Origin of the sequence: Aeromonas sp. 2HA2, assembly GCF_029237345.1 — a bacterium.
Classification (GTDB): domain Bacteria; phylum Pseudomonadota; class Gammaproteobacteria; order Enterobacterales; family Aeromonadaceae; genus Aeromonas; species Aeromonas salmonicida.
The window spans coordinates 1-23371 of sequence record NZ_JAACGB010000013.1 but is presented as its reverse complement, the minus strand read 5'-3'; the positions used below and the strand labels follow the sequence as shown (position 1 = coordinate 23371).

General features: G+C 60.7%; 15 protein-coding genes. 5 read left to right on the top strand and 10 right to left on the bottom strand.

Features of this window, described 5'->3' with window-relative positions; genetic code table 11:
- Positions 1-82 precede the first annotated feature (82 nt).
- Positions 83-3643: an ATP-binding cassette domain-containing protein gene (locus GWQ29_RS16015; protein WP_275919834.1), complete on the top strand. Its 3561-nt coding sequence runs from the start codon at positions 83-85 to the stop codon at positions 3641-3643.
- A 53-nt stretch (positions 3644-3696) separates the two neighbouring features.
- On the opposite strand, the gene GWQ29_RS16010 is transcribed toward GWQ29_RS16015, so the two are convergent.
- The 5 genes from GWQ29_RS16010 to trmB form a co-directional block, all read right to left on the bottom strand.
- A complete protein-coding gene (locus GWQ29_RS16010) occupies positions 3697-3906 on the bottom strand; it encodes a YgdI/YgdR family lipoprotein (protein ID WP_021139660.1) in 210 nt (69 codons plus the stop codon).
- A 197-nt stretch (positions 3907-4103) separates the two neighbouring features.
- Positions 4104-5399 carry a sulfurtransferase gene (locus GWQ29_RS16005; protein ID WP_275919833.1) on the bottom strand — a complete coding sequence of 432 codons (1296 nt, stop codon included), beginning with the start codon at positions 5397-5399 and terminating at the stop codon, positions 4104-4106.
- 29 nt (positions 5400-5428) lie between these two features.
- Complete coding sequence (gene glsB / locus GWQ29_RS16000) at positions 5429-6349, bottom strand: glutaminase B (protein WP_005317985.1); 921 nt, start codon at positions 6347-6349, stop codon at positions 5429-5431.
- A gap of 129 nt (positions 6350-6478) precedes the next feature.
- On the bottom strand, positions 6479-6811 hold the full coding sequence (locus GWQ29_RS15995) for a YggL family protein (RefSeq protein WP_005317987.1): 333 nt from the start codon (positions 6809-6811) through the stop codon (positions 6479-6481).
- 31 nt (positions 6812-6842) lie between these two features.
- Positions 6843-7556, bottom strand: coding sequence for a tRNA (guanosine(46)-N7)-methyltransferase TrmB (gene trmB / locus GWQ29_RS15990; RefSeq protein WP_099994220.1), 714 nt, complete (start codon positions 7554-7556; stop codon positions 6843-6845).
- A 305-nt stretch (positions 7557-7861) separates the two neighbouring features.
- Here trmB and GWQ29_RS15985 point away from each other — a divergent pair, with 305 nt between their 5' ends.
- Positions 7862-8929: a M20/M25/M40 family metallo-hydrolase gene (locus GWQ29_RS15985; RefSeq protein WP_275919832.1), complete on the top strand. Its 1068-nt coding sequence runs from the start codon at positions 7862-7864 to the stop codon at positions 8927-8929.
- A gap of 216 nt (positions 8930-9145) precedes the next feature.
- The gene (locus GWQ29_RS15980; protein ID WP_275919831.1) at positions 9146-10327 is read left to right on the top strand and encodes a PLP-dependent aminotransferase family protein; all 1182 of its coding nucleotides are present in this window, start codon (positions 9146-9148) and stop codon (positions 10325-10327) included.
- 87 nt (positions 10328-10414) lie between these two features.
- Here the strand turns inward: GWQ29_RS15980 and GWQ29_RS15975 are convergent, their stop codons facing one another.
- Positions 10415-11944: a cyclic diguanylate phosphodiesterase gene (locus tag GWQ29_RS15975; RefSeq protein ID WP_275919830.1), complete on the bottom strand. Its 1530-nt coding sequence runs from the start codon at positions 11942-11944 to the stop codon at positions 10415-10417.
- Positions 11945-12268: 324 nt separating this feature from the next.
- On the opposite strand from GWQ29_RS15975, the gene GWQ29_RS15970 reads away from it, so the two are divergent.
- On the top strand, positions 12269-13174 hold the full coding sequence (locus tag GWQ29_RS15970; RefSeq protein WP_275919829.1) for a TIGR01777 family oxidoreductase: 906 nt from the start codon (positions 12269-12271) through the stop codon (positions 13172-13174).
- Positions 13175-13257: 83 nt separating this feature from the next.
- Here the strand turns inward: GWQ29_RS15970 and GWQ29_RS15965 are convergent, their stop codons facing one another.
- Positions 13258-15705, bottom strand: coding sequence for an FtsX-like permease family protein (locus tag GWQ29_RS15965; RefSeq protein ID WP_275919828.1), 2448 nt, complete (start codon positions 15703-15705; stop codon positions 13258-13260).
- A gap of 54 nt (positions 15706-15759) precedes the next feature.
- Positions 15760-16458, bottom strand: coding sequence for an ABC transporter ATP-binding protein (locus tag GWQ29_RS15960; RefSeq protein WP_005318003.1), 699 nt, complete (start codon positions 16456-16458; stop codon positions 15760-15762).
- Between GWQ29_RS15960 and GWQ29_RS15955 the strand changes: the two genes are divergently transcribed.
- On the top strand, positions 16457-17056 hold the full coding sequence (locus GWQ29_RS15955; protein WP_111588371.1) for an arylesterase: 600 nt from the start codon (positions 16457-16459) through the stop codon (positions 17054-17056). The two genes, GWQ29_RS15960 and GWQ29_RS15955, sit on opposite strands and share 2 nt — an antisense overlap.
- 89 nt (positions 17057-17145) lie before the next feature.
- Here the strand turns inward: GWQ29_RS15955 and GWQ29_RS15950 are convergent, their stop codons facing one another.
- Positions 17146-18090, bottom strand: coding sequence for a chemotaxis protein CheV (locus GWQ29_RS15950; protein WP_111588370.1), 945 nt, complete (start codon positions 18088-18090; stop codon positions 17146-17148).
- A 326-nt stretch (positions 18091-18416) separates the two neighbouring features.
- On the bottom strand, positions 18417-23371 hold a 4955-nt coding region (locus GWQ29_RS15945), incomplete at its 5' end, for a VCBS domain-containing protein (RefSeq protein ID WP_275919827.1).

Genomic DNA, 23371 nt, shown 5'->3' with positions numbered 1-23371 from the left:
GCCCGTCGCGATACACATAATATCGAGGGCGACCCATGAGTCGCCCCACCCTTTGGAAGCAGCACAATAATAAGGACACCCATTGGATCACCCGGAAATCTCGGCCGGCTGGCTGAGCCGCCTCTTCTATCACTGGACGGGCCCGCTGCAACGCAAGGGGCTGACCGAACCCCAGGTCGGCCTCGACGATCTCTATCCCCTGCTGCCGGAAGACAGACGGGATGGCAGGGCCGATGCCTTCCTTCAGCTCACCGCCACCCAGCCGGTACGCCCCTGGCCCATCACCGCCTTTATCTGGCGCCATTACAAGGGGCGGATTGGCCTGCTCACCCTGTTGCAGCTGCTCGGCATGCTGGCGACCCTGGCCAGCCCCTGGCTGCTCAACCACAGCATGACCCAGCTCGGTGCGGGCGCCCCCACGGAGCAAAAACTGCTGCTGGCTTTCGCCCTGTTTGCCTCTGTGCTCGCCGCCGGCATGCTGGCGGAGCACTCGTTGCAGCTGGCGCTAAAGATGCACGTCCCCATTCGCCGCCTGCTGGCCGAAGCCCTGCTGGCCAAGGTGATGAAGCTGGGGGGCAAGAGCTTCGACGACAGGGCCGGCGGTCGGGTGCAGAACCTCATCAACCGGGATGTGTGGGACATAACCTGGATCCTGGCCGACCCCGCCATGCCGCTCACCATGGCACTGCAACTGCTGGGCACCATAGCTCTGCTGGTGTGGCAGGTGGGCAGCGCGGGCCTGGTGGGTTTTGCGGTGCTCACCCTGCTGCTGCTCATCTCCACCCGGGTGGTGCGGCGGATGAACCAGCAGGAGCAACAGCTCAAGCGCCAGCAGGACGAACGCAATGGCATACTGGCGGAATACATCAAGAAGCTGCGGCTGGTGCGCCAGAACGGGCTAGGCGCCTTCTTCACCCGGGCGGCCAACGCCAAGCGCCAGCAGGAACTGGGGGTACTCGGTCGGGTGCTCAAGCTCGATGCCATCAACGACAGCCTGATGCTGAGCACGCCGCTGCTGGTGACCCTGGCCACCTTCACCACCTATCTGGTATCGGGCCAGAGCCTGACCCTGCCCCAGGTGTTCACCACCATAGCCCTGTTCGCCGTGCTGCGGATCCCCATGATGCGGCTGCCCTATCTCATCCGCACCCTGATCAACTTCAACACCGGCTTCAACCGGCTGTGTGAGTTCCTCAACAGCCCGGAGCAGCACAGGGATCTCACCGATGCCAGCCTGCCCGTCGGCAGCCTGCGGGTCGATGCAGTCACTGCCCTGCACCAGCAAAAGCCGGTACTGCAAGGGGCCAGCCTCATCATAGAGCCGGGGGAACTGGTGGGGATCACGGGCCCCACCGGTTCAGGCAAGAGCTGCCTGCTGCACCTCATCGCCGGCTTCGATGACAGCTTCGAGGGAGAGATCCGCCGTCACGGCCGGGTCGCCCACCTGGGCCACAAGCCCTGGTTGATGAACGACACCATTCGCAACAACATCTTGTTCGGTCAGCCCTGGCACGGTGAACGCTATCGCTGGGTGCTGGGGGCTTGCGCCCTCGGCGCCGACCTCGGCCTGCTCAGCCACGGCGATCAGACCCTGGTGGGCGAGCTGGGTACCCGCCTCTCCGGCGGTCAGCAGCAGCGAGTCGCCCTGGCCCGTGCCCTCTATGCCCAGGCCGATATTCTGCTGCTGGACAACCCCCTCTCGGCACTGGACCCCATCGTCTCGGCCCAGGTGCTGGAGCAAGGGCTCGCCTTCAAGCCGGGGCCGACCCGACTGCTGGTGAGTCATGATCCGGACGTGCTGGCCCACTGCGATCGGGTGATCCGCATCGAGCAGGGCCGACTGGTTGAGCTCGATGCCCGCCAGCTGGCGGATCTCATCCAGCACCCGCTTCCCGCCCCCATGGTGGCACCGCAGGAGGCTGAACAGTTCAGCGAAGAGAAGGTGGTGGAAGGCAAGGTGGACTGGGGGCTGTTTGGCTTCATGTGGCAGCGTCTCGCCGCCCCGGGCGCCATCCTGATCGCCCTGCTGCTCACCCTGGGGCAGGAGGGGCTGCGTATCGCCTCGGATCTCTGGCTCGGCGGCAAGGCCGGGCTCACAGAGGTGAGTTCACTGCTCGGCATCTATGTGCTGCTGGGGGCAGGATCACTGGTCTGCATCATGGTGGTGCGGGTCATCAACTACAAGCTGGGGCTCAAGCTGGCCTGGACCCTGTTCGACGGCATGCTGAGTCGCATCAGCCGCGCCCCCATGGCCTTCTTCGACAAGGTGCCGCAGGGACGCATCCTCAACCGCTTCGACCGGGATCTGGGGGAGGCGCAAGAGATACTGCTGTCCATGCTGATGGGGCTGTTCGGCATGCTCATCTCAGTGCTGCTGCAGGTGGTGGTGATAGGCGTCAACATGCCGCTGCTGCTGCTCATCGCCCCTCTGGTGGGCTGGGCCCTCTATGTGCTGCAACGGCGCTACCGGGCGGTGCAGCTCAAGCTGCGGCGTCAGGCATCCGTGCTGCGCTCGCCGCTCTACATCAGCATCAGCGAGACCATTCGCGGTGCCCCCGCCCTGCGTCTGGCCGGAGCCGAGCGCTTCGCGCTGGATCAGGTGCTGCTGCACTATGACAACAACCTGCGCAGCTGGTACACCACCACTTCCATCAACCGCTGGCTCGGCATGCACCAGACCCTGCTCTCCGCCGTGCTGGTAGGCGCAGTGGCGCTGATGGTGGCCTTTGGCAACAGCTCGCTGCTGGGGGCCGTCGCCATCACCTATGCCTTTACCGCCTCGGCCATGCTCAACTCCCTCATTCGCACCTTTGCCGAAGTGGAGCAGGTGATGAATGCGGTGGAGCGGGTGCGCGAATACAGCGAAATCGAGAGCGAGCGCCAGCAGGGGGAAGCGCTGGTGACGGCCCATCCCGGGGTGCGCTTCGACAACCTGGGATTGCGCTATCCGGAGGCGAGCCAGTGGGCCCTGCACAAGGTGAACTTCGAGTTGGCCCCCGGCGAGAAGGTGGGGGTCTGCGGTCGTACCGGTGCGGGCAAGAGCTCACTGCTCGGTGTGCTGCAAGCCATGTATCCGGCCTCACAGGGAGAGATTTACTACGGCGATCAACCGCTGTCCCGGCTTGCACCGGAGGCGGTACGGGATCTCTACGACACCGTCTCCCAGACGCCCCTCACCTTCTTCGGATCCTTGCGCGCCAACCTGGCGCCGCTCACCGAGCAGGATGACGAGGCGCTGGAGCTGGCACTGGCACGGGTCGGTCTGGCCGAGCGCTGCGCTGGCCGGCTGGACGAGGACCTCGACAAGCTGCAACTCTCGGCTGGCGAGACCCAGCTGCTGGTAATCGCCCGCATCCTGCTGTCACGTCGCCCGCTCATAGTGCTGGACGAGGCCACCTCGGATCTCGATCACGGCGGCATGCGCAAGATGGCGGAGCTGCTCTATCGCTATCGGCCGGAGGCCAGTTATCTGGTCATCGCCCACCATCTGGAGCCGCTGCTGTCGGTGGACAAGGTGGTGGTGATGGAAGCAGGAACCGTGGTGGAACAGGGCTCGCCGGTCAGCCTGCTGGCCAACTCCCACTCCCGCTTCCATCAGCTGTTTGTCGGTCAGGTCAATCGTCAGGTGGCCCAGATCAACTGACACGAGAAAGAACAAGGGCTGCCCGCAGGCAGCCCTTGTTCTTTGGTGGAGCCTCAACGCTCCATGATTTGGGTGACATCATCCTGCTTGATCATCACCTCCCGCCCTTCGGCATCGTAATAGCGGTACATGCCGGTGCTCTCATCCAGCTTGGGCTTGCTGTCGGTGGTGATCATCTTCCCATCCTTGGTACTCATGATGTATTGAGAGCTGCACGCCACGAGTCCCAGTGCACACACCAGGATCATCATCAGTTGTTTCATCGCCTGTCTCGTCTCCCTCTTCACCCTCACCACGAGGGTGGTGACTGAAGCCTAGCGCAACCTCACCGCCCCCACAGAGTGGATTGACAGAACGGGATCTACATCAAAAATCAGTGACTTGGCGTCGCGTTGAACTTGATGCCAGCGGCACATATGAAAGAGGCCGGACATCTGTCCGGCCTCTTGTTACTGCCTGTTCATGACTTGGCGGGTTGACGCTCACCGGTCACTGTGGGGTTCGCAGAGTCTGCACTCCACTCGTACCAGCCACCGTCATAGACACTGATCCGCTTCCAGTCCATCAACCAGGCGTAGAAGAAGGCCTCGGAGGCACGCCAGCCGGTACCGCAGTAGAAAGCGGCCTGCTGAGTCGGCTCGATATTCCACTCATCCCACATGGTGAGGATCTCGCGAGCCGGTTTCATGGTGCCGTCCGGGTTGTGGAAGTCGCTCATGCTGTTGGCATCCACGCCACCACGACCCCACTTGGCCCCCGGAATGTCGCCTTTCGGCTTGATGTAGCTGTAACCTGAGGTATTGCCGACAAACTCGTCCCAGGTACGCACGCTGACCAGGGCACTGTCGGGCTGCTTGAGCAACGCCTTGGCCTGATCGAGTGTGGTGTAGTACTCGGGGTGGGCCGGAATGGCCACGCCAAACTCTTTCACCGGCTCGAACTTGTTGGGCAGGCCGGTTTCGGTGCGCAGGTGCTGCACGAACCAGGCATCGAGGCCGCCATCCAGCAGGCGCACATCGGCCACGCCGGCATACATCATCAGGTGCGCCGCGCGGGCGGCCGCCATTGTGTTGCGACCATAGAGGATGACGGTAGTGTCGTGACGGATGCCGTTTTCCAGCAGCAGCGCCTTGAGCGCCTCGTCAGAGACCTTGTTCCACAACGGCTCCTCTTCCAGGCGGTTGGTATCGATATAGCCAGCCCCGGGTATGTGACTGATGAGATAGGCCTTGGGTGAACCCCAATCCACTTCGAACAGCTTCCACTCCCCTTTGGGGGCGGCAACCACGGGTTTGCCTTCCTGCAGGTCCGCCAGCCAGCGCGGATAGACCAGCTGCTGCCAGCGCGCCAGATACTCGCGCGGCGCGGCTTTCCACGCTTGCAGCTCGAACAGCTGCTTGATGCCCTGCTTGCGCAGCAGACGGGCCACCTCGGCCACTTCCCGCGGCTCGCCATAGAGCGCCACCGGACGATCGGCTTTCAAGCCCTTGATCTCCAGCGCCTTGGGCCATTCGTCATCACTGTATTTCCAGTCGGCCGAGAGATTTTCGGCGCCAGCAACGTGGCCACCCTGCTTCTCCCCTTCCATCGGCCAGCCCTGATAGAAGTGGCTGGCACGGGTATCCAGAATCACGGCCTGTTTGGCCTTGGCATCCGCCAGCGAGAGGGGTGGCAGTTCGGCTGCAAAGGCGGGCAGCGCGCACCAGAGCAACAGGGCCGTCAGACCGGTCCGCAACAGACCAATATATGCTTTCATGATGTTTTCTCGATTCATGGTAAACAAGGTTAAAAAATGGAGCGGCCCAGACGCTCGGCCAGCAGCTCCAGTGCCGCCGTGCCCGCCAGCGAGTTGCCAGCCTTGTTGAGCTCGGGCGACCAGACACACACACAGAGCTCACCTGGGATCAGCGCCATGATACCCCCTCCGACACCGGATTTGCCCGGCATACCGACCCGATAGGCAAAATCACCGGCCTCGTCGTAGAGACCACAGGTGGCGAGCAGGGCATTGACCTGCTTGGTGGTGCGGGCCGGCAGCAGCGGCTCACCGGCCCCCAGCGGCACGCCGCGGTTGGCCAGATAGATGAATGCCCGCGCCAGATCGACACAGCTCATGCGGATGGCGCAGGCATTGAAGTAGCTTTGCAGCACCTTGTCCACTTCGTTTTCGAAGTTGCCATAAGCCTTCATCAGATAGGCGATGGCGGCGTTGCGGGCGGAGTGCTGATATTCGGAGCGGGCCACTACCTGATCCGCCATGATGGCCGGGTTGCCACTGAGGCGCCGCACCAGCTCCAGAGTACGTTGGCGCGGGGCCGTGAGCCGGGTCTCAAGCAGATCGCTCACCACCAGGGCACCGGCGTTGATAAAGGGGTTGCGAGGTATGCCCTGCTCGAACTCCAGCTGCACCAGCGAGTTGAACGGCTGGCCGGAGGGCTCCTTGCCCACCCGGGCCCAAATCTCCTCCTCCTGATAGAGGGTGAGCGCCAGCGTCAGGCTCAGGGCCTTGGAGATACTCTGGATGGAAAAGGGCTCGAAGGCGTCACCGGCGGTGAACAGCTCCCCCTCCACGGTACAGACCGCCATGCCGAGCCGATCGGCCGGCACCTGGGCCAGGGCCGGAATATAGTCGGCCACCTTGCCTTGCCCGAGCAGCGGGCGCACCTCGGCCAGAATGCTGGCCAGTAATTCGGATGACAACACCATAAGCGATTCCATAACTAGGGGCTGTGGAGATCCCATCCCCACTGACAAAAATCCCGCCAATGGCGGGATTTGTCTATGTACCCGACACAGGGTACCCGTAACAGGTCGGCCACAACAGGCAAGCGGTTATCAGGCCGGTTCACCGTACCAGAGGTCAAACAGTTCGGTGACCACCACGGCTTCCATCCCCTTGCCTTCCAGCCAGGATTTGAGAACGGCGCGGTCTTCTTCGGTACATTTGCCCAGTTGCTGAGTGCAGATCATCCCTTCCCAGGCCAGGTGGCCTGAACCGGCGAACGCCAGTCTACGGGGTTCAACAACCTCATCGATCATCGCATCGACTACCGCATCGATGGTCTCTTCGGCAGTGCCGACCGGGAAATTGAAACTGATGTCGAATCCCATTTCCTGGAATTCGTCGACTCGCAGTTTCTTACGCAGACGGCGGCTACGATTGGCCATGATAGCTCCTTAGGTTAGTTGACTCGTTAAATTAGTTAACGCGTTTGAAAATCAGATCCCAAACCCCGTGGCCCAGACGATGGCCCCGTTGTTCGAATTTTGTCAGCGGACGCCAGTCGGGACGAGACACCCAGTTGCCGGTGGTGGAGGTATTCTCGTAACCCTCGGCGACGCTCATCACTTCCAGCATGTGTTCGGCATAGTTTTCCCAGTCGGTGGCCATGTGGAACACGCCACCTATGGCCAGCTTCTGGCGGATATCCTGGGCAAATGCCGGCTGCACGATACGGCGTTTGTGGTGACGGCTCTTGTGCCAGGGATCTGGGAAGAAGAGTTGCAGGCAGGCCAGCGAACCATTCGGGATCATGTGCTCCAGCACTTCTACTGCATCGTGGCAGATGACCTTGAGGTTGGTGACGCCCGCTTCCTGGGCGGTGCCGAGGCAGGCTCCCACACCCGGTGAGTGTACCTCTATGCCGATGAAATTTTTCTCGGGGGCATTCTTGGCCATCTCCACCAGGGAGGCGCCCATGCCAAAGCCGATTTCCAGCACCACAGGGGCCTCGCGGCCAAACAGGGCGACCAGATCGAGCGGTGCTGGCGCGAAATCGATACCCATGACCGGCCAGAGTTCTTCCAGGGCCTTCTCCTGCCCTTTGGTCAGGCGGCCTTCGCGACGGACAAAGCTGCGGATTTTGCGCATGAACTTGCCGTCTTCGTTAAATACATCTTGGGTCACAGACATAATCAAATTGCTCGTTATTGCATCGGTCTGGGTCACAGACGACATGAATGGATTACTCGTTATTTCATTGCCCAAGGTCACGGATCACATGGATGAATGGCGCGTTATTTCATCAATCCGCGAAACAGGGTAGCGAATTATCCCAAGATAGGCCCAAGGCGCAAGTGTTTCGCGAAACAAATCCCCCGTCACTGACCAATTCCGCCACCACGATTGACAAATGCCACCCCCTTCACAGAATCTGCGTGGGGTCGGGCGCATGCTTGCCTGCGAAAATAAAACCATACACAACAAAGGATTGCAGTATGAAACACACAGCATTGGCGTTTGCCATCGCAGCCCTGCTGACCGGGTGCAACACCTCCAGCAATGATTCCCAGGCGCCCAGCGCCGCCGAGCAAGCCTATGAGTATCTGGTGCAACTGAGCTCGAGCGCCGAGGGGATAGGGGCCAGACCCACGGGTACGGAGGCCGAGACCCGCGCCGCAGCCTGGATCCAGGATCATCTGACAGGCTGGGGTTACGATGTGCAGAAGCAGCCGTTCACCTACACCAAGAGTGGGGCCAGCAAGGCCTCCCAGAATCTTGTCGCCGAGCTGAAGGGCCAGAGCGACAAGGTGATCCTGATCGGCGCCCACTACGACAGCACGGGTGACAAGCATGGCTCTGAAGGCGCCACCGACAACGGCGCCGGTGTCGCGGCGCTGCTGGCGGTCGCCGAGGCGCTCAAGGGGCAGACCCTGCCCTACACGGTACGCTTCGCCTTCTTCGGCGCGGAAGAGAACGGCCTCAACGGCTCCAAAGCCTATGTCGCCAGCCTCGACAGCGCCGCCATCGCCCAATTGGTGGCCATGGTGAACTACGACACCATAGCCGGCGGCGACATCGTCTATGTTCACTCTGCTCACTCGGATGTGGCCGAATACAACTGTGCCGAGCCAAGCCGCTACAGCTTCGATCCCAAGGTCCGTGACCGTCTGCTGGCCATCTCCAAACAGACTGACACCCCGTTCGCCATCCACCCCAGCTACGCCGGCTATCCGGAAGGGGAGACAGGCAGCTGGTCGGATCACGCCCCCTTCGCCTGTCTGGGGGTGCCCATCGCCTACGTGGAGGCCACCAACTTCACCATCAACGGGGCGGATGGCTATGACGGCTACTCCCAGACCACCAATCCGGCACTGTGGGATTGCTACGACGATGCCACCAAGAGCGCCTGCGATCGGGACAGCGAGACCCAGTGGGGCAAGATCTGGCATACCCAGTACGACCGTCTCGACAAGATGGCCGAGCTGTTCCCGGGCCGGGTGGAGCAGCAGCTCAGCGCCAACACGGATCTGATGATCCGCTTCCTCAAGGAGCCGGGTCTGTAACGCCAACAAGCCGTCAATAACGCGCCTTGGCCAGGGACCAATTCAGGGCTTTTTGCGCTCCACGGCCGCCCCCGGCCGATAAAATTCGGGCAGGTGCCAAACCTGCCCTTTTTTATCGATTTTTGTTGCAGCCATTGCCTCATTTTTTAAATCTGATACAAACGGATAACTTGGCGGTCGAATGGAGCGACCGCTCACCATGCCAGAGAGAACCCTATGCAACCGTTTTTTGCCCAGCGCTTCGAGAAGGTAGAGCCTTCATTTATCCGCGAGATCCTCAAGGTCGCGGCCAATCCCGAGATCATCTCCTTTGCCGGTGGCCTGCCCAATCCGCACCTGTTTCCGGTCAAGGCCATCGATCAGGCCTGCCAGGACGTGCTGCGCGAGCAAGGCGCCGCCGCCCTGCAATATGCCGCCACCGAGGGCTTCGCCCCGCTGCGCCAGTACATTGCAGACCGCTATCTGGCGCGCCATGGCATGAGCGTCAACCCGGACAATATCCTCATCACCAGCGGCTCCCAGCAGGCGCTGGATCTGCTGGGCAAGGTGCTGATCGACGAGGGACAGGATCTCATCATTGAAGAGCCTGGCTACCTTGGCGCCATTCAGGCGTTCTCCGTCTATCAACCGGCATTCCAGCCCATTACGCTGGGGGAAGAGGGTCTGGATCTGGTGGCGCTGGATGCGCTGCTGGCCAGCGGCTCCAACGCAAAACTGCTCTACGGCGTGCCCAACTTCCAGAACCCGAGCGGTGTCTCCTACAGCCGCGCCAACCGTGAGGCACTGGCCGAGCGACTGGTCAGCCACGAGCTGCTGATGGTGGAAGATGACCCCTATGGCGAGCTGCGCTTCGAAGGAGAGCACCTGCCCCCTATCGCCAAGCTGGCGCCGAACAATACTGTGCTGCTCGGCTCCTTCTCCAAGACTGTGGTGCCCGCCTTCCGTCTGGGCTGGATGCTGGTGCCGGACTGGCTGCGCCAGAAGGTCACCATCGCCAAGCAGGCCACCGACCTGCACAGCAACGCCTTCAGCCAGCAGGTGCTGCACCGCTTCCTGATCGACAACTCGCTGGATGCCCATCTGGAGAAGATCAAGGAGGTCTATGGCCGCCAGCGCGCCGCCATGGAGGCCGCACTGGCTCGTCACTGCCCGCCCGGCGTGAGCTATACCAGACCGGAAGGGGGCATGTTCCTCTGGCTGACCCTGCCTGCCAGTGTCAGCGCCATGGCACTGTTCGACGAGGCCATCAAGGAGAAGGTCGCCTTCGTACCCGGCGCCCCCTTCTATGTGCGCCCCGAGATCAAGAACACCTTGCGGCTGAGCTTCTCCTGCGTGGATGAAGCCACCATAGAGGAAGGGGTCAAACGCTTGACCAGTGCCCTGGCCCGCATGCTCTGACAGCGCTGCCGCCTGAATAAAGAAAAACCAGCGCTCTGTCCAGATCGCTGGTTTTTTTATTTCCTCGCGCAGGAGAAACCGGGCCTGTCAGGCTGCCAGCTGCTTGGCAAACTCCTTCATCGGCATGGGCCTGCCATAGAAATAGCCCTGCAGGAAGGTCACCTGACGCGCCCTCAGGTAGGCGGCCTGAACCTCGTTTTCCACCCCTTCGGCAACCAGCATCAGGCCGAGCCGGGTCGCCAGATCGATGACGTTCTCGACGATATGACTGGAGAGCGCATCCGAGCCGATCATGCCGACGAAGCTCTGATCAATCTTGAGAAAATCCACCTGGAACTGCTGCAAGTAGGTCAGGCTGGAGTGGCCGGTACCAAAATCGTCGATGGCGATGAAGACCCCGAGCTGGTGCAGCTCGGCGAACAAGCGGTCGGTCACCTCATCCGCCACTATCAGCTCCCGCTCGGTCAGCTCCAGCACCAGCTTGATGGGGTTGGCCTTGAACCCATCGATGAAGTCGCGACAATCCTCCACCAGGCTCAGATCCTTGCAGTGGCTGGCACAGATGTTGAAGCCAAAGTGAAATCCCCTCGGCAGGGTATGGGCCTTGCCGGCAAACTGATCCCGCACCTGTGCCATCAGCAGACGGGTCATGGGGACTATGAGGCCGCTGTCTTCCGCCAGCGGAATGAAGCGATCCGGCGATATAATGCCCTGACGGGGATGCTGCCAGCGCATCAGCACCTCGCAGCCACACCAGTGTCCATTATCCCCCGTCACCACGGGTTGCAGATAGGGTATGAATTCCCGCTGGGCCAGCGCCCGCCGCAATTCTTGTGAAGGAGAAGTAGAGCGGCCGGTCAGCCAGAACACGCCAACCCCCACCAATATGCCCAGCAAGGGATAGATGATGAGGCTGGCCCTGGAGTAACTCCAGACATGGCTGCCGTACTCATTGTGGGACAGATCGGTGACCACCCTGAATGGATACTTCGATGACACCTGTTCCAGATAGCCGCCCGTACGGGATGGCACCTCCTCGCTGACCTGGCCGTTGGCCTGCATGGTCCGGCTGCCGATGACCAGCGCCAGCGGCGAGTTGCGGCTCAGCATGTCGAGAATGTTGTGCAGATAGTAGCCGTCTACCCCGACCAGCACGCTGTTATCGCCCACCGCCTGCCGATAGACGACAAGGGGGCGATCCGGCGTCACAGGGTTGCCTCTCAGCAGGTCGAGCTGACCCTCTGCGTAATCGGCCAGAGAGAAGATACCGCTGTAGGGACCGTAGAGGGAGGTACAGTAAATATGCTCCCCCTTGGCCAGGTTGACGGTACGTATGTCCGGCACGGTCGCCACCTGATCCCTCAGCCCCTGCACCACTTCGTCGCAAGGCCGATCCATGCTGCTTCGCACCATGGACGCCGCCTGCTGGGCATTGTCCAGAGTACGGTCAAACATGTGTCGTGCATGCAAGAGACGCTCCTCGGCATCCTGCTTCACCCCCGAAAACGTCTGCCATGAGATGATCAACACCCCCAGCAACACAGACAGCAAGCCTGCCAGCAGGGACACTCCCAGCCTCGTATAGAACTGGCGCAACCTCAAACGACGAAAAGGCATAATCATCCTCACGGCAACGACAAAAAAGCGGGCAAGTCTACTGGTCTCCGCTCACCTAGCAAGCCCTTCTGATACGATTGGCTGCAATCAGGTTTGGCCTGATTGACACCATACGCCATCAACACAGGGCTCGCAGCCACATCTTGCAAGGCATCCGGGCCGGAGCGTACCCAATCCCCCCAATCTGGCCCTGGCTCATATCGCGCCAGCTGATGCCTCGGCAACCAGAGCGGGTGTGACGATTATAATCTTTGCAAAAACAGTTGCTTGTTCATGTTGTGCTGGCCCACTAGAGTAGAGCCAACAGAGTCAGGGAGTATGGATATGAAAATATTGATCACGGGAGGAACCGGCTTTATCGGCCGCCGCCTGGTGGCACATCTCAAGGTGCAGCACGAGGTAGTGGTGTTGACCCGTCAGGGGAGCCGCGCCTACGACCTGCTCGGCCATGACATCAAGCTGCTCGACAATCTGGATCGGCTCGACGACCTCAACGACGTGGATGCAGTTATCAATCTGGCGGGGGAGCCTATCGCCGCCGGGCGCTGGAGCGAGCAACGCAAACAGCTGCTGTGTGACAGTCGCTGGCTGCTGACCGAACAGCTGGTCGACCTCGTCAAGCTCTCCAGCACGCCGCCCAAGGTGTTGATCAATGCCTCAGCCATCGGCTGGTATGGGCGGCAGGGGGAGACGCCGCTGGATGAAGAGTGCAAGACTCCCCACGACGAATTTACCCATCAACTCTGTCAGCAATGGGAAACCCTGGCGCAAGAGGCTCGCAGCGCCCATACGCGGGTCTGCATAGTGCGTATCGGCCTGGTGCTCGGCACAGATGGTGGCGCCTTGCCCAAGATGCTGCCTCCCTATCAGCTCGGTCTCGGCGGCCCCATGGGATCAGGCCAGCAGATCATGAGCTGGATCCACATTCAGGATCTGGTGCGCGCCATGCTGTTCCTGCTGGAGCACGACGAGTATGACGGCATCTTCAACGGTACGGCCCCCCACCCCGTCAGCAATCGCGAGTTCAGCCAAACCCTTGCAACGACCCTGCACCGACCGCACCTTTTCTTCGTTCCGGCACTGGCGCTGCGACTGCTGATGGGAGAGGCGGCCGACCTGCTGCTCACCGGCCAGAAAGTGATGCCGGCCCGCCTGCTAGAAGCCGGTTTTCACTTCACCTTTCCCGAACTGCCCCTGGCACTCACCAACCTGCTGCACCGGCCACGCTGAACCTGTTCCGGCAAGACAATTGCCGAAAATAACAAGCCCGGCCATGTGGCCGGGCTTGTTGCATTTGCGCAAAAAGCAAGAGACTAGAGCAGCCCCTGACCGAGCCCGCGCAGGCGATCGCTCAGGGTCCCCGCCAGTAATTGACGCTGCATTCCCTGCCCCGCCAGCGTCACCAGCAGGGCGCCCAGCAAGGGCAAGCCGCCCCAGATAGCCCAGTGGAACTGCCACTGCCCCTCGAACCACCACCATTGCAGGCCGAAGGAGCAGAGCTCGACCACCATGGCGGCGCACAGCCCCGCCAACAGGCCACTGGCAACCAGTTCCCAGCGCAGCATCTTCTTGAGCAGGTCGCTGCTGGCCCCCAGGGTGCGCATCAGCAACAGCTCGCGACGGCGGTGGGCCATGCTGGCCTGGGTCTGGGTCAGCAACACCAGCAGGGCAGCTACCGTCACCAGACCCAGCATCAGACCGAGTGCCCGGCTCACCTGATCAGACACAGCCGTCAGCCGCACTATCAGGTCGTCTACATCGATGAGACTCACGGTGGGATGACGACGGATGATCTCCACCTCTGCCGCTCTGCTCTGCTCCGGCAACCGATAGCTGCCAAGCCAGGTCTGGGAGAAGGAGGCCAGCATGTCAGGGGAGAAGATCATGTAGAAATTGGGCCGCATGTTGTCCCACTTGATGGCCCGCAAACTGGTGACCTGCGCCTTGAAGCTGCGCCCCTCTATGGTGAAGCCCAGGGTATCGCCGAGCGCTATGTCGAGTCGCTTGGCCAAGTCCTGGTCCACCGACACCTGGCCGGGCCCATCCAGCCAGCGCCCATCGGTCAGACGATTGTCTGGCGGCAGACTGGCCGTGGTGGTGAAGTTGAGTTCACGGTTCACTCCTTCCCGCCCATCCTCGTCGTTGTCTCGCACCGCCTCGCTGGCGATGCTGACCAGCCGGCCCCGAACCATGGGATAAAAATCCGAGGTCAGGGCACCCGCCTGGCGCAACTCGGTGAGAATCCTCTCCCGCTCGTGATCGGCCACGTTGACCAGGAAGCGGTTGGGCGCATCCACCGGCAAGCGGGCGGAAAACTCGTCGAGCAGGTCGACCCGTGCCGCCCACAGCAGACCAAACAGCATGAGCGCCAGCGCAAAGCCAGCCAGCTGGAACAGGCCGCTGCCACGCTCGCGGGAGAGGTGATTGATGGCAAGGCGCAGCGCATGGGGCCCCTTGACCCGACGACCAAGCCGCAGCAGCAGGGAAGCGATCAGCGCCAGCAGCCCCATCAGCAGGCCCATGCCACCGATCAGTCCCAACGCCAGGGTCGCATCCGCAGTAAAGCCCCACACCAGACCAAACAGCCCCAGCAAACCGACCGGCAACGCCAGCCAGGGCGGGATCCCAGCCTCCAGCTCACGACGCAGCACCCGCAGTGGCGGTACCTTCAGCAGGCGCAGGAAGGGCACGAAGGCCAGCAGCAGTGTGATGAAGAAGGCGACCGCCAGACCGAGGGCAAAGGGTCGCCAGGACGGCGGTGGCAGATCGGCAGGCAGCAGATTGCCCAGCAGATGCAGGGTCAGCCACTGCATGGCACTGCCCGCCACCAGACCGAGCAGGGCACCGACCAGGGTCAGCGACAGCAGCAGCGAGCCCATCAGTTGCCAGAGCGAACGACGGGACGCCCCCAGCGTCTTGAGCAGTGCCACCATATTGGTCTGCCGCTCGGCGAAGTGGCGCACCGCTATGCCCATGGCCAGCGCCCCCAGCAGCACGCCGGCCAGGGAGGCAAGCCGGAAAAAGCGCTCGGCATTGGCCAGCGAGCGACCCACCTGGGAACCCTGATCGTCCGGCTTGATCAGTTTTTGTCCCGCTTTCAGTTTGGGTTTGAGCCAGCGCTCATAGCTGGCTACGTCCTCGCGCGCGCCTTTGAACAGGTAACGCCACTGCTGGCGGCTGCCCGGCAGCAGGGCGCCGGTCGCCTCGATATCATCACTGTGGATCAGCGCCCTTGGCGCCAGCAGGAAGGGGCTGAAGCCCTGATCCGGCTCCTGGCCCAGCACACCTGCCACCTTGAGGAGGGTATTGCCCACCTCCAGCTCATCCCCAATTTTTGCCTCCAGCAATTGCATCACCCGGGCCGAGAGCCAGATCTCGCCCGGGGCCGGTGCTCGCTGGGGAGTCAGCTCCAGCTTGCCATAGAAGGGAAACTCGCTCGGCACGGCGCGGATGGAGGCCAGCTGCAGCGCATCGCCATGGAACAGCATGCTGTTGAAGCTGACCGTCGTCTGCACGGAAAGACCCGCTTTTTCTGCCTGCTTGAGCCAGTCAGCTGGCGCAGGTGTGGCCGAGCGCAGCGCCCGGTCGGCACCGATAAAATCGCGCCCCGATGCCTTGAGTCCGGCATCCAGTCTGTCCGCCACCAGAGCCACGCTCAGCACGCAGGCCACACTCAGCGCCAGTGCCAGCACGAACCAGCGCAACTCGCCGTTGAAGCCTTCTCGCCGCAACAGGCGCAATCCCAATCGCCACTGCATCATGCGTCACCACTCCCGTTCAATCGGCCACCCTTGCAGTCATATCCAGGCATTCTCTTATGCACGCTGCACCTCATGTTGTTCGACCTCCAGTCGTCCTGCCGCCATCACCAGTTGCCGCTGGCAACGCTGGGCTAAGTCGTGATCATGGGTGACCACCACCAGGGTGGTGCCATATTCACGATTGAGCTGGAACAAGAGTTCGATCACTGTCTCGCCGGTCTTGCTGTCGAGATTGCCGGTCGGTTCATCAGCCAGCAGCAGGCTGGGACGGGTCATGAAGGCGCGCGCTATGGCAACCCGCTGCTGCTCGCCACCGGAGAGGCGCGGTGGCAGATGGTGGAGACGCTCGCTGAGCCCCACCGCCGCCAGCAGCTCGCGGGCTCTGGGCTCGCAGCGGGTCTCGCCACGCAATTCGGCTGGCAACATCACATTCTCAAGCGCACTCAGGGTAGGCAACAGCAGGAAGGACTGGAAGATAAAGCCGACCTGCTCGGCACGCAGGCGGGCACGGCCCTCCTCGTCCAGTTGCACCAGCGACTGCCCGAGGATCTCGATATCCCCCTCGCTCGGCAGATCCAGGCCGGCCAGCAGCCCCAGCAGGGTAGACTTGCCCGAGCCTGAGGCACCGACCAGCGCCAGTGTCTCGCCGGTATTGACTTGCAGGTCGATCCCTTCAAGGATGGTGAGGCTTTCCTGGCCCAGGCTAACGGTTTTGCCCAGGCCCTTGACGACAATAATGGGAGTTGAATTCATGACGCGTTTCCTGTTCGCCTTATGTTGCCTGGTTTCATCGGTACAGGCACAGACCCTGATGGTATTGGGTGACAGCCTGAGTGCAGGTTATCAGATGCCGGCGGACCAGAGCTGGCCTGCCCTGCTCAACCAGAAATGGCAGCAGCAAGGGGGCGAGCATCAGCTTATCAATGCCAGCATCAGTGGTGAAACAACGCAAGGTGCCCTGGCCCGCCTGCCCGCTCTGCTCAAGGAGCATCAACCGGACTGGGTACTGATTGAGCTGGGTGGCAACGACGGTTTGCGAGGGTTCGCCCCCGCCATCACCCGTGACAATCTGGCCAGGATGGTGGCCTTGACCAAGGAGCTGCAGATCAAGACTGTGCTGACCCAAATCCAGCTGCCCCGCAATTACGGGGCCCGCTACCTGCGCCAGTTCGAGCAGATCTTTCCGGAGCTGGCCGCCGCCAACGCGCTGCCACTGATGCCCTTCTTCATGGATGATATTGCGTTGCGCCCTGAACTCATGATGAACGATGGCATCCACCCCACGGCGGCGGCGCAGCCGTTGATCCGCGACCGTGTGGCCAGCTTTATCGAGCCCCTCTTGACTCAATAATGCCCCCAGTATCCCCCTATACGCACTATCGGGCCCTCTTGGCCCAAAACAAAGATCCCGCCGAAGCGGGATCTTTGTTTTCATGACCATCAGCGTTTCAGTATCTGGCGCAGCCGCTCCTGTGCCACCCCGACCAGCAGGTCCGGCTGGAATTTGGAGATGAAGCGGTCACACCCCACCTTCTTGACCATGGCCTCGTTGAAATTGCCGCTCAGGGAGGTATTGAGCGTGATGAAGAGATCCGACATGCGGGCATCACTGCGGATCTCGTGGGTCAGCCGATAACCATCCATCTCCGGCATCTCGGCATCCGTGATCATCAGCAGGATTTCGTCGGTCACCTTCTTGCCCGCATCACACCACCCCTTGAGCAGATTGAGCGCCTCCAGGCCATCCTGGCATTCGATTACCTCCAGGCCAAGCTGGGCAAGGGTTTCTCGCACCAGATTGCGGGCCGTGCTGGAGTCATCGACGATGAGCACCTTGCGACCATTCATCTGCGGCAATATGGCCAGGTCCAGCACCTCTTCCGAGATGCGGATGTCGTAGGTGATGATCTCGGCCAGCACCTTCTCCACGTCGATGATCTCGACGATCTGGTCGACGCCATCTTCGGGTATCCGGGTAATGGCCGTCAGATAGTTCGCCCGCCCGGCTGAGCGCGGGGGTGGCAGAATATCCTTCCAGGTCATGTTGACGATGTGGGCTACCTGTCCCACCAGAAAGCCCTGAATGGTGCGGTTGTATTCGGTGATGATGAGGTTGGACTCGCTGTCGATGGGCATGGCGCGCATGCCAATGGCGCTGCGCAGGTTGATCACGGGGATAGAGGTGCCACGGATGTTGGCCACCCCGCTGATGTTGTGGTGCGCCCCCGGCATCTTGTTGAGATGGGGCAGCTTGACCACTTCCCGCACCTTGAAGACGTTGATAGCAAACAGTTGTCGGGATCCCAAACGGAACATCAACAACTCCAGACGGTTCTCCCCTACCAGCTGGGTACGTTGATCCACTGAATCCAATATGCTCGCCATATAAAGCCCTTACGTCCGTTGCCCGAGTCTCGACATAGTATAGAAGGGTCAGAATCCCAACACGACCCGTATTCTTATCCTATGTCGGCTAGATGATGACGGAACTTGATGAAAAAAAGCGAGAATCGGCTCAAAGCCGGTCTCTCCTCACACTTGTCAGCCGCCAAATGGCTGACCCGCAGCCCTTTCGGCCCCGGGTGTGGGCCAGGCTTTTGCGATGCGCAGCCAAATCCCCTGCCATCACCGCCAGTGGATGCACTTTCCGTTTGCCAGACATAAAAAAAGCGGCAGATTGCTCTGCCGCTTTTTACAGACTTCAAACCGGATTACTTGTCGATATCCAGCATGTTGTTGCTCAGCATGTAGTCGATCACCTGGGAAGAGGTGGACGCCGCGCTGCCGGTGAGACTGTCGAACGTGTGGTTCATCAGCACTATCTCCTGAGTCACGGACGCCGAACTGTTCTCCTTGACCTGCAAGTGAACCCCTTCGCTGTCCTGGAACACAGAGAGCAGGCCCTTCAGATCGTTCTGGTTGTGAGAACCATCGTGATCCAGCAGATCCCTCAGATCCAGCTTGTCACCTTCAGCTCTGGAGAAGTCGACCACATAATCCTTGGCAATGGTGCCGCCAGTGGTGTCGCCCTGCAGCCAGGTAAAGGTATCGGCCCCGGCATCCCCCTTGAGGATATCGTTGCCCAGGCCACCGACCAGAATGTCATTGCCCAGACCGCCGCTCAGGGTGTCATTGCCGGCACCGCCATACAGGGTGTCGTTGCCGCTACCGCCGTACAGGGTATCGTTGCCGCTCTCGCCATACAGCATATCGTTGCCACTACCGCCGAACAGGATGTCGTTGCCGGCACCACCGAACAGGAAGTCGTCACCACCCTGACCGAACAGTATGTCGTTGCCTTCCCCGCCGATCAGCACATCGCCCTTGTCGTTGGCGGAGGATTGATCGAACTCGCTGGCATGACTGCTGATGTAGTCATGGACCTGGGCATCCGTCACCGAACCTGCACCCACCTTACCGGCTACATACTGCTTGATGGCCGCGTAGCCTTCCCCGTTGATACCGGCGAAGTGAACCGCATCGCCGAACAGGATATCGTCGCCGGCACCGCCATCGATCCGGTCACTTCCCGGCTTGTTGTTGATGGAGGTCCCCAGAATGGCGCCGGCCAGATCGTTGGCGGACACGTTGGACTGCACTACCTGATCGCTGTCAAACAGCTTCAGGGTATCGATGGAGACGCTGCTGCCGATACCGATCGCTTCCAGCGTCACGTTATTGGCCAGCAGAAGCGGCAGCACAGCCAGCGCGTTTTGCAATGCCCAGTAGTTGCTGTCATAGGGGGTGGAGATCTCGAAGGTACCATCCCCTTGTGCCTTCAAGGTCCCGATGGAGGTTGAGCTCCACTTGTTGTTATTGCCCTGCGACCACTTCTGAACATTGCCGTTCGCGTCGATCAGCACCCGGTTGGTGCCGCCGATGTTGGCGTAGAAGGCTTCACCCGGCACATAGTTGTTGACGTTGACAAACGAATCGAGACGCTCGCTGGTCTTCGTATTCACGATCGGGTTGGTATCTTCATAGCCGTAATAGGTGTTTGGTGCCCCATCGGTAATGAAGTACGCCAGGTTCTTCGCATTGGCGTTGTTCTTGGCGGTGTCGCTGTTGAACCAGTTGGAGGTTGTCTTGAGCGCATCCTCGTAGTTGGTCGCCCCACCATTCCAGTAACTGCCGTCCATGCTGTCGAGCACAGCCTGCAACTTGGTCAGGACATTGGGATCCTTCAAGTCTACGCTGATGGACTTGTTGGCCTGACTGTCGAAGTCCACCAGGAAGATGTTGACCTTGCCCGCCCCCTCAGTACCGGCACTGGTCTTGAGGGTTGCAAACACCTGGGCCAGCTGGCTCTTGATGGTGTTCATGGCACTGGTGCCGATACTACCCGAGCTGTCGACCATAAAGGCGATGTTGTAGTTCTGGCCAGGCAGCACCACGCTGCCATCCAGATCCCCGACCACGATATTGTGTTCGCTGCCGTAGGTGCGGTTTTGATCACCCGGCTCCCCTTCGGTGGAGAGGAAGTAGCTCATGCGGATCGAATCCTGATCCGATGCGCTACTGGTCTGGTCGGTCACCACCTCCTTGGCGATGGCCTCCACCTTGAGGTCGAACTGACCGGCATTGCTGCCCGGCACCCGCAGGGTCAGATCGGTCAGCTTGACGTCCAGCGCGCCCTGGTTCCAGAGGCCACTGAGGGTCAGCTTGCCATCGGCACCTGCGGTTCCCAGCACTGTGCCACCCTGATACAGGGTCGCACCACTCGGCATGCCGCTCAGCTCCAGACTGTCGAGCTGTTCACTGCCATCCCTGTCGGTAAGGGATGCACTGATCTCGAGGGGGTAGTCCACCACACTGGGCTGTACCGCCGTCAAGGTTCCGTCAGTCTGATTGAACTGGTAAATGCCGTCATCAAACTGAACCAGTTCAATGTCGTACAGCGACTTGCTGATGGTGGTGCCGTTCTCCTTCACCAGGAAGTTGAAGCCGCCATCACTTCTGCGCTCGATGACATAGTTGGCACGCGACCCCATCAGCACGGCAAGGTCTGTACCTGCGCCACCATACAGGGTGTCACCACCCAGTCCGGCAACCAGAATGTCGTTACCTACGCCGCCGTCGAGGGTATCGCCCGAGACAGAGTTGCCACCGACCAGCACGTCATTGCCCAGACCGCCGACGAAATAGTCGCCGCCGCCCTTCACGCTGACGATGTAGTCATTGCCATTGCCGCCCACCACAGAGTCCTGACTGGTAGTGCTGTCGGTCAGGCTGTTGGTGATGCCGAAGCTGCCCTTGTTGAAGTTGCCGCTCTGGAACGCGCCTGTCGAGATGCCGGACGACGGGTACTGGGTATAAAGCGGTATGCCATTGCCGGTCAGGCTGATATCCACCACCGGCTTGTCAGCCACGGCAGCGATGTCGATCACCAGCTTGCTCGTGTTGCTCAGGTTGGCACCGTCGCTGATCTGGTAGCCGAAGCTGGCGTAGTCCCCTTGCTGGTTGCCCATGGACGTGCCGTTGCCATTGGCTGCACTGGTGCTGGACTCGTTGAGTCCTGGCACAAAGCGCAGATGGCCAGTATTGATGTCACCGTAAGAGACGAGGTCACCAACCTTGACGGCAATCCACTGGCCGGCGGCATTGAGATACTCCAGCGTGCCATTTTGCGGCAGCGTGCCGATCACGACGCTCAGATCAGACGCAGCCTGATCATCGCTGGCACCAAACTGGGACCACTTCAGTACCAGTGGCGTATCTTCCGTCCCGACACCGTGCCCACCCGTGGTCACAGGCGCGCGGTCGTTGTCGATGATGGTGCCCGTGCCGTTCTGGCCACCCACTGTCACCGTCAGCGTCTCGGTCGTTTCAACCAGTCGATCGTTCACGGTCGGCAGCGTCACGGTAAAGCCGGACACCCCGGCCGGCACAGTGATCTTGCCTGTGGCGCTGTTGTAGGTCACCCCATTGCTGAATTGTGCAATTCCCCAATCAGAGCTGGATGCCGGATTGGCACCGCTGCCCTGAATGGCGAAGTCATACTGGGTCGCCTCATGGGTCTGGTCAGACAGTGTCACCGTATGAGAGAGATTGCCGCCTTCCTCCGCGTTGCCGCTCGAGACAGATTGTACGACTGGCGTCACCAGTGGTTTGGTTGCAAAAGATCCCAGGCTGGAATCACCATCCGCATCCACTACCTTGATCTGGAAGTCGATATCACCGTCGCCAAGCGGTCTGGACATGTTCTGGTACTGGAAGAACTCCCACTTGCCGGTGGCCGGGGTAAATTCCAGACGGAACACCAGGGAGCCATCGCTGGCTTTACCTATCAAGGTATTGGCCGATTCCATGGAGGTAGTGATCAGCTTGCCGGTTGCCGTGGTCAGGCCGGTTTCGTTGGAGCCGAGCAGCTGCATATGGCCCTTGCCATCAGCCCCCCACTGCGGTGTCACCGTGCCTGAACCGTAAGCGATAGCCTGGGCGGTAGAGGAGCCGATGAACTCTATGCTCTTCACCGTCAGGTCGCTGTTGTCCGAGGTATTGGTGTTGCCGTTATTGGTGGCCTTGATCACCATGGTGTCAAAGCCGCCTTGCTGTACCTGGAAGTTCTCGGCGTAATCGCCACTGGTCGCATTGGAGCTGAAGGTCTGGGTACCGATCAGCACGCCAGCACGGTAGAACTCGACCACGCCACTTTCCAGCTCACCACCGAACATCTGGCTGAACTTGATGTTGGCACCATAGGCAACCGTGCCCGGATCCAGCTTCACAATTAACTCCTCGGAGGCAGAGGTTCCGTTCGCGAAGTGACGGAAGTCTATCTCGTTGGCAATGTTGTGGTACGGCCCGGCCACGCTGGACACCCCCAACCCTGCATTGGAACCATTGACACTGGCATCAATCAGAGTTGAGTTGGTTGCAGAGGTGAACCCCTTGGCTGTGATGGTAAAGCCAGCCAAATCTACCAGGGCCTTGTTGCCACTGAACTTGGTCAGATCAAATACCCCGGTCAACACATCTGGAATATTTGTCTTGGTAACGGAGACGGCAGCAGCATCACCCGCGACTGGCGCGTCATCCTCAACGGTGACACCCAGTTTGCCAGTGGTTGTGCCCTTGCCATCGGAGACCTTGACGTCCAGCTGGAACGACAGGGAATCCTCTTGATCCTTGACGGGATGGTCGAGCGGCGCCTTGAGGGTCAAATCATAGGCCCAATCACCCTTGCCGCTGGCATCCGGTGCGGTCAGTTTGACCTCGACCACCGCCTTGTAGCCGTCGCTACCCGGGGTGCCGGTATAGCCAACCAGCGTCTTGCTGCCCGCATCCCAGCTCCACTCGACCTTAACACCACCAGAATAAACTGGTTTAACACCATCACCGGTTGGCCATCCCAGTGAAACGGTCAGCTTGTCGCTGTCCACGTCACCCACTGAAATGGTACCGGACATGCTCTTGGCATCCGTGGTATCCGGGTTGCCGTTGGTGTCGATGATCCCGTTGGGCAAGCCCTCTTCGGAAACAGTTGCGCCATTGGAGATAGACAGGGTTGGCAAGTCATTGGTGCCGTTGATCACCACTGTCACAATGTGCGGGGTGCCATCGACGCTCTGCACGGTGAAGGTCTCAACCTTGGTCTCGTCTTTGCCCAGGTACTGCACTTTGCTGTTGTCGACGTTGTAGGTCCAGGTGCCGTCAGCCGTGATGC

Excerpts from the sequence above, each read along its gene's own strand:
- GWQ29_RS16010 (WP_021139660.1), bottom strand. The coding sequence starts at position 3,906 with ATGAAACAACTGATGATGATCCTGGTGTGTGCACTGGGACTCGTGGCG.
- GWQ29_RS16005 (WP_275919833.1), bottom strand. The coding sequence starts at position 5,399 with ATGAAAGCATATATTGGTCTGTTGCGGACCGGTCTGACGGCCCTGTTG.
- glsB (WP_005317985.1), bottom strand. The coding sequence starts at position 6,349 with ATGGTGTTGTCATCCGAATTACTGGCCAGCATTCTGGCCGAGGTGCGC.
- GWQ29_RS15995 (WP_005317987.1), bottom strand. The coding sequence starts at position 6,811 with ATGGCCAATCGTAGCCGCCGTCTGCGTAAGAAACTGCGAGTCGACGAA.
- trmB (WP_099994220.1), bottom strand. The coding sequence starts at position 7,556 with ATGTCTGTGACCCAAGATGTATTTAACGAAGACGGCAAGTTCATGCGC.
- GWQ29_RS15985 (WP_275919832.1), top strand. The coding sequence starts at position 7,862 with ATGAAACACACAGCATTGGCGTTTGCCATCGCAGCCCTGCTGACCGGG.
- GWQ29_RS15980 (WP_275919831.1), top strand. The coding sequence starts at position 9,146 with ATGCAACCGTTTTTTGCCCAGCGCTTCGAGAAGGTAGAGCCTTCATTT.
- GWQ29_RS15975 (WP_275919830.1), bottom strand. The coding sequence starts at position 11,944 with ATGCCTTTTCGTCGTTTGAGGTTGCGCCAGTTCTATACGAGGCTGGGA.
- GWQ29_RS15970 (WP_275919829.1), top strand. The coding sequence starts at position 12,269 with ATGAAAATATTGATCACGGGAGGAACCGGCTTTATCGGCCGCCGCCTG.
- GWQ29_RS15965 (WP_275919828.1), bottom strand. The coding sequence starts at position 15,705 with ATGATGCAGTGGCGATTGGGATTGCGCCTGTTGCGGCGAGAAGGCTTC.
- GWQ29_RS15955 (WP_111588371.1), top strand. The coding sequence starts at position 16,457 with ATGACGCGTTTCCTGTTCGCCTTATGTTGCCTGGTTTCATCGGTACAG.
- GWQ29_RS15960 (WP_005318003.1), bottom strand. The coding sequence starts at position 16,458 with ATGAATTCAACTCCCATTATTGTCGTCAAGGGCCTGGGCAAAACCGTT.
- GWQ29_RS15950 (WP_111588370.1), bottom strand. The coding sequence starts at position 18,090 with ATGGCGAGCATATTGGATTCAGTGGATCAACGTACCCAGCTGGTAGGG.